Annotated in this window: 4 protein-coding genes; 2 read left to right on the forward strand and 2 right to left on the reverse strand. The window is 63.9% G+C overall.

From position 1 onward, the window contains the following. Positions 1–182 precede the first annotated feature (182 nt). A complete protein-coding gene (locus R4P47_RS24255; protein ID WP_317785994.1) occupies positions 183–4,316 on the forward strand; it encodes a bifunctional nitrate reductase/sulfite reductase flavoprotein subunit alpha in 4,134 nt (1,377 codons plus the stop codon). On the opposite strand, the gene R4P47_RS24260 is transcribed toward R4P47_RS24255, so the two are convergent. After that, positions 4,310–5,230, reverse strand: a complete 921-nt coding sequence (locus tag R4P47_RS24260; protein WP_317785995.1) for an alpha/beta hydrolase — start codon at positions 5,228–5,230, stop codon at positions 4,310–4,312. The two genes, R4P47_RS24255 and R4P47_RS24260, sit on opposite strands and share 7 nt — an antisense overlap. 43 nt (positions 5,231–5,273) lie before the next feature. Further along, entirely contained in the window at positions 5,274–6,392 is a 1,119-nt protein-coding gene (locus R4P47_RS24265; RefSeq protein WP_317532825.1) for an endo-1,4-beta-xylanase, read from the reverse strand. 167 nt (positions 6,393–6,559) lie between these two features. Here R4P47_RS24265 and R4P47_RS24270 point away from each other — a divergent pair, with 167 nt between their 5' ends. Next, on the forward strand, positions 6,560–7,267 hold the full coding sequence (locus R4P47_RS24270; RefSeq protein WP_317548737.1) for a GAF domain-containing protein: 708 nt from the start codon (positions 6,560–6,562) through the stop codon (positions 7,265–7,267). Positions 7,268–7,476: the final 209 nt, after the last annotated feature.

Genomic DNA, 7,476 nt, shown 5'->3' on the forward strand with positions numbered 1-7,476 from the left:
CGTTCGATGAGTAACGTTCGAGTACCAATCGCAGACCAGGAAGTTCGTGTTACCTCCCATCCGCCTCTCACCAGCTCCCGGGCGGACATCACCGCCCGTGGCGGGGCGCGGTGAGGACAACGTCATATCCGGCTAACTGACGTGTAATGACGGCGCACCCTGGGCCGGGCACTGTGGAATCCATGGTCACCACGGTGAAGACACTCTGCGCGTACTGCGGCGTGGGATGCGGCATGGTGCTCGAGATCGGCGGCCCGACCACATCGTCCGATGCCACCCCGACCAGGCCTGTCGTGACCAAATCCGTCGGCGACAAGTCCCATCCGGCCAATTTCGGCCGGCTGTGCACCAAGGGGACCACCACCGCGGACATGCTCGCGGCACCCGGGCGGCTCGAGAAGGCCCAGATCCGGCATCGCCGCGGCGAGCAACCGGAGAGCACGGACACCGCGGTGGCGATCAACGACACCGCTCGGCGACTGCGCACCATCATCGACGAACACGGGCCCGATGCGCTCGCGTTGTACGTGTCGGGGCAGATGTCGATCGAGGCCCAATACCTGTCCAACAAACTGGCCAAGGGGTTCATCGGCACCAACCAGATCGAATCCAATTCCCGACTCTGCATGGCGAGCGCAGGAACCGGATACAAGCAATCACTGGGAGCCGACGGCCCGCCCGGGTCGTACCACGACTTCGACCACGCCGACGTGTTCTTCGTCATCGGCTCCAACATGGCCGACTGTCACCCCATCCTGTTCCTGCGGATGATGGACCGCGTCAAGGCAGGGGCGAAGCTGATCGTCGTCGATCCGCGTCGCACCGCCACAGCGGACAAGGCCCACCTGCATCTGCAACTCGAGCCGGGGTCGGACCTGGCGCTGCTCAACGGTCTGCTGGCGCTCATTGCGGAGAACGGCGACCTCGACGCGGAGTTCATCGCGCAGTTCACCGACGGCTGGGACGCGATGCCGGAGTTCCTCGGCGACTACACCCCGGAGAAGGTCTGCGCCGCAACCGGACTCGACGAGAAGGACCTACGAGCCGCGGCCGCGATGATCGGCGGTGCAGAGAACTGGATGAGCTGCTGGACGATGGGTCTGAACCAGTCGACGCACGGAACGTGGAACACCAATGCGCTGTGCAACCTCCATCTGGCGACCGGTGCCATCTGCAAGACCGGCAGCGGCCCGTTCTCCCTGACCGGGCAACCGAACGCCATGGGCGGTCGGGAAATGGGGTATATGGGCCCCGGGCTGCCGGGCCAACGAGCGGTGGTCAACGATGCCGACCGCGCATTCGTCGAGGATCGATGGGGCGTTCCGCGCGGGACGCTGCGCACCGACGTCGGCGGCGGAACCATCGAGATGTTCTCCAAGCTCGCTACCGGGGAAATCAAGGCCTGCTGGATCATCTGCACCAATCCGGTTGCCTCGGTGGCCAACAGAACGACGGTGATCGACGGTCTCGAGCGCGCCGAGTTGGTCATCACTCAGGATGCGTTCGCCGATACCGAAACCAACGACTACGCCGATGTGATGCTGCCCGCCGCGTTGTGGACGGAAGCGCACGGAGTGATGGTCAATTCCGAACGCAATCTCACGCTGTTCCAACCGGCGCTCGAGGCACCGGGCGGTGCACTACCGGACTGGAAGATCATCGCCGACATGGCGTGCGCGCTCGGATATGCAGATGCCTTCACCTATGCGAGCGCCGAGGAGGTGTTCGAGGAGATCAAGCAGTTCTGGAATCCGAACACCGGCTACGACATTCGCGGAGTCACCTACGAACGGTTGCGCGAGAGTCCCATCCAATGGCCGTGCCCGCCCGACGCGACCACCACCCGGCACCCGATCCGCTACCTCAACGACGGAGTCAGCCAACGGCAACGAGTGTCCGACGACGGTTCGATCCCCGCACTGTCCTTCCCCACCCCGAGCGGTCGGGCCCAGTTCTTCGCCAGGCCTGCGATGGCACCCGCGGAGATGCCCGACGACGACTACCCGTTCGTGCTGAACACCGGACGCCTGCCACACCAGTGGCACACCATGACCAAGACCGGCAAGGTCGCCAAGCTGAACAAACTCGATTCCGGCCCGTTCGTCGAGCTGCACCCTCTCGACGCCGACCGGCTCGGCGTGATCGACGGCGACAGTGTCGAGGTCGTTTCCCGCCGAGGCCGAGCCGTCCTTCCTGCCGTCGTGACCGATCGAGTGCTCCCGGGCAGCTGCTTCGCGCCCTTCCACTGGAACGAAAAATTCGGTGAGTACCTCGCCATCAATGCCGTCACCAACGACGCCATCGATCCGTATTCTCAGCAACCCGAGTTCAAGGCGTGCGCGGTCACTCTCACCAGAGTTGCTGCAGCTCAATCACCCTCACCCGTGGGCGACGAACGTTCCCACGATCCCGTCGAGGCGCTCGCCACGATCGTCGGTCTCCCTGCGCGTCCTTCTCAGCCGCTGACGACCGTCGAACAGCGTTACGTCGCAGGACTTCTCGAAGGCCTGGGCAGTGAGGCCGGCCGCAGCGCCGCCGGATCGCCCACTCTGCCGTCGCGCACTCCCCTGTCCCCCGAGAACCACGCATGGCTCGACGGCGTTCTCGCGGGCCTGTTCTCGCGTGGACCCGATACCGGCGGCGCTGTTGCCGGTGTTTCCGTCGAGACAGCTGATTCGGGGCGACGGCCGGTGCTGTTGCTCTGGGCTTCGCAAACCGGCACCGCCGAGGAGTACGCCCAGGCCTGCCTGTCCCACCTGCGGGGAGCCGGCCTGTCGATCGCCGAGCACTCGATGGATACGTTCACCGTCGATTCCCTGCCCGCCGAGGCCGATGTGCTGATCGTCAGCAGCACCACCGGTGACGGCGAAGCGCCGGACAACGGAACGACGTTCTGGGACAGTCTCGCCGCCGAGACCACGGCGAAGCTCCCGGAAATCCGTTATGCCGTGCTCGCTTTCGGTGACTCCAGCTACGCGGACTTCTGCGGCCACGGACGCAGGATCGACGAGCGCCTCACCGAGCTGGGTGCCCGGCGACTTCTCGAGCGGGTCGACTGCGAGCCCGACTACGAGAACGAGGCGGCAGCGTGGCTCGATGCGGTGATCGAGCGGCTTCGACGCGATGACGACACCACCACCGAAGCAGCGGTGGAGTCCACCGCTCGCACCGTTCCGCAAACCCGAGCGGAGCCGGAACAGTACAGCAAGAAGTCACCGCTGGTGACGACTCTCGTACGCAATCGGGTACTGACCGCACGCGGATCCGTCAAGGACGTCCGCCAATTCGGATTCTATGTACCCGACGGGACTCTCGAGTACGAGGTCGGTGACGCACTCGGAGTGTGGCCGCGCAACAGCGATGCCTACGTCGACGAGTGGCTCGAGGCCACCGGGCTGGACCGGGACACCGCTGTCGATCTCGCTGGACACGGTTCGATGTCGTTGCGCGCGGCGCTGAGCCGCCACCTCGAAATCGCCCGTGCAACACCGGATCTACTGAAGTTCGTCCACCGACGGACTGCGGACGACGATCTCGAGGCGATGCTGCACCCCGACAACAAGCATGCGCTGTCCGACTGGATGTGGGGTCGTCAGTCGATCGACGTGCTTGCTGCCCATCCGGTTCGTGCTTCGGTGGACGACTGGTTGGCAGTTCTCAAACCGTTGCAGCCACGGCTGTACTCGATTTCGTCGAGTCCGAAGGAGAACCCCAACGAAGTACAGGTGACCGTCTCGGCGGTGCGGTACAACGTGCACGGAGTTCCCCGGCGCGGTGTGTGCTCGACCTACCTGGCCGACCATGCGTCGAACCACGACGTGGGGATCTTCGTGCAGAAGTCCTCGCATTTCAAGCCGCCGGAGGACCCGACAACCCCGATGATCATGGTCGGCCCGGGTACCGGTGTCGCCCCCTTCCGCGCCTTCCTGCACGAGCGTCGCGCGCTCGGGCACACCGGCCACAACTGGCTGTTCTTCGGTGAACAGCACGCCGACACGGACTTCTACTATCGCGACGAACTGACGGCGATGCTCGGCGACGGTTCGCTGAACCGCCTGGACGTCGCATTCTCACGCGATCAGAAGGACAAGGTCTACGTCCAGGATCGGATGCGTGAACACGGGGCCGAGCTGTGGAACTGGATTCACCGCGGTGCCCACTTCTACGTGTGCGGCGATGCGTCCCGAATGGCCAAGGACGTCGACGCCGCGCTGAAGGGCGTGGTGGCGCAACACGGCAAACTCGCGCCGAGCAGTGCCGAGGCCTACGTCAAAGCTCTTGCCGCAGAGAAGCGATACGTCCGCGACGTCTACTGAGTCGGTGGAACCGTGCGGGTGAGGAACTCGATCTGGTCTGCCACCACCCGCTCGAACGCCCCGCCCAGGTAGATCTCGAAATGGCCGACGTCGTAGGTCTTGATCTCGCCTTGTGGTGCCGTCCGTGCGTAGCGCAGAGTGGCCTTCGCCGGCGCGACCGAATCCGTCTCGCAGACTACGAACAGGATGGGACAGCGCACGTCCTTTGCCCTTCGCCCGGGCCGGTGCCGCACGATCTGCAGCGCGACTCTGGCTGCGACTCGGTTGTGGAACGTTTCGTCGGCGTCCGGCGCAAGTGCCAGGTAACCGTCGTAGCTGTCGGGCGACGTCATCAATGCGGTCGTCCCCGGCCGTCCGGCTGTTTTCACCATCAGCGGCGCTCGTCCGATCACCGATCCCGCCAGATCAAAGAGAGCCCGGCCGGACAGCTTCATCGATGTCCAGCTGTTCGACGCGAGTCCCGACGCAATCCCGTCGGTGAACGGGCACTGCGAGATCACCGCCGCGACCTCCTGGTCTCGGGCGGCTGCGACGATGACGTGACCGCCGCCGAAAGACGAGCCCCACAACATGATTCGGGAGTTGTCCACGTCCGCGCGCGAGCGGGCATGGGCAATGGCCGAAGCCCAGTCCCGCAGCTGCGATTCGATGTCGAGCAGCTGCCGGGGCTCGCCGCCGCTGGCCCCGAAACAGCGATAGTCGAACACCAGGCAGGCATACCCCGCAGCGCGGAAGCGCTCCGCGTAGGCGTCGAGCCGCATTTCCCTGGTTCCGCCGAGTCCATGCGCCATGACGATCACCGGAGCGGGGCCGGATCCGGTCGGAAGATAGAGCCAGGCCGTGCAGGCCACGCCGTCAGAATCGAACGTCACATCGATGCGATCTGGGATCGAGCCCCCCGGCTGCGAATTCATGCGCAGACAGTAGCCCATTCCGGTCGACGGTGAAACAGGTCGATCAACGGCCGGAATGCTCCGCGGCGTAGGCGTCGACGCGTCCGTAGGCGATCTTGGGTGTCCAGTCTCTGTGCACCAGTCCGAAGTTCTGTTCGGTGTCGGCTGTGTCGGAGCCGGCGTCACGGAGGCTGTAGACATAGGCCGGCCCCAGCCAGTCGTTACCGAGAACCGCGTCGAGGACGATCCCGATGCTGTCCGATTGCACCTGCTCGCTGACACTGTTGGGGTTCGTACCCGTGGGCGCTCCGAACTCGGTGATCCAGATCTGTTTGCCGCTGTCACCGCCGGCGACCATGGTGTCTCGCATGGACCACATCTTCATGGCGGTGTTCCACGACGCCGTGCTCGGATCGTTGGGTAGGTACGGCCACGTGTAGGGATGCACGTTGAAGGCGTCGAAGTACTTGTTCGATCCCTGCGCGTACATCTTGGACAGGAACGTCGTACCCGCGATGTTGCCGTTCGTGTCCTCGGCGGGTGCCATCCCGCCCGCGAGCACGGTGGAATCGGCTTGCACCTGCTTGATCGCCGTGTAAGTCGCTTTGATCAGCGCCGAGTACGCCGTCACGTCGGGGGCAGGCTTGAAGAACGTCACGATGTTCGGCTCGTTCCACACTTCCCAGATCTTGATCCGGCTCTGGTAGCGCTGAACCACAGTCTTGGCGAACGCTGCGAAGGTGGCGGGGTTCGCCGGACGGGAGTGCGAATCGTTGACGGCGGCGGCTACTCGCGCCCACCTCGGGGTGTACGCGATGATGCCGTGCACGCACATCCCGTGGGCCACAACAGCATCGATCACCCGGTCTGTTCGGCTCCAATCGAATCTGCCCCGGGTCGACTCGATGGCAGACCAATCGATGTCGAGACGAACCGAGAAAGCTCCGGCGTCACGGGCGAGCGTGAGTTCCCGATCGAGATCCGCAGGAGACAGCCCACCTATGGTCGCTCCGGGTGATACTCCGATCCGGACCGCATCCGATTGCCGCGCACATCCTGGATCTCCTGCGGGTGCTTGCTGCGTTCGCAGAGCAGATGCAGCTGCGGGTACCGCCCCGGCCGCGAACGACAACAGCACGACCAACAGTGCTGCACTCGCTCGTCGCGTCGAATTCCTTCTCATCGGCAGATGCTAGCAATGACCGGGAACGCGATATCGCGTTATCGGCGTTGCCCCGTTGTTTCCTGCTTTGTCTCACCGAACCCGAATAACTCACGCCGGGCGCGAGAATAAGGAATGCACCTCCCGAGCGTCGGTGCAAGAACTCGGCCTGTACTACCATCTGGACAATGACGACAGGATTTTCCGGTTTCGACGACCGTCTGAACGAGCTGCTCGCCCGGCAGGCGGAGAAGTCCGGTCTTTCCACCGATGAATTCATTCGCGGTGCGGTGGTAGACCGGCTCGTGCGGGAACTGTCGGAAGATCAGGACTCCGATGTCGGCGCTTTGCTTCGTGCGCTGCAGGAGGGCTCGGAGAAGGGCGTCGGCCCAGCCGAGGTCACGCGAGTGTTCGGCACCCCGATCGACGATCCCGACAGACTGGCCGCTGTAGCTCGGACTGGGCTGATGGACACCGGATCCGACGCGGGATACGACAGGATCGTCAGAATGGTCGCAGACGCCCTGAGCGCCCCTTCTGCTGCATTCTCCCTTCTCGACGACAAGCGTCAGTACTTCAAGAGTGCACTCGGACTCCCTGCGGAACTCGGTGGCGCGCAGGAGGTCCCCATGGACGGGTCCATCTGCCGCTATGCGATCGATCTCGGGCAACCACTGGTTGTCGAGGACGCTCGACTCAACGACATCCTCAAGGATCACCCCTCCGTGCAAGGCAACCTTCTCGTGTCCTACCTCGGAATTCCGCTCACCGACGACGCAGGCCACTCCGTGGGCACCCTCTGCGTATGGGATCAGCGACCGCGTCAGTGGACGACCGGTCACGTCCAGATACTCCAGGATCTGGCGTGGATAATTCGCGAGCGAGTTTTCGAATAAAGGGGCTGTTCCCCGACAAATATAAGCATTTTCGACTTACAACCGACTTCAGGTTTTTTTCGATAAGTCGACCGGGTGGCCGCTTTCGCGCCGGTATACATTTATGGGATATATGGGACCGACCGATCCGAACTAGCCTCGATATTTCTCCACGGTGATGTGCCGGCCTGAGCCGGTCGAGATTGCGCTTCGAACCCCGTTGGCGCACG

The sequence above is a fragment of the Rhodococcus sp. IEGM 1370 genome (assembly GCF_033142325.1).
Lineage (GTDB): Bacteria > Actinomycetota > Actinomycetes > Mycobacteriales > Mycobacteriaceae > Rhodococcoides.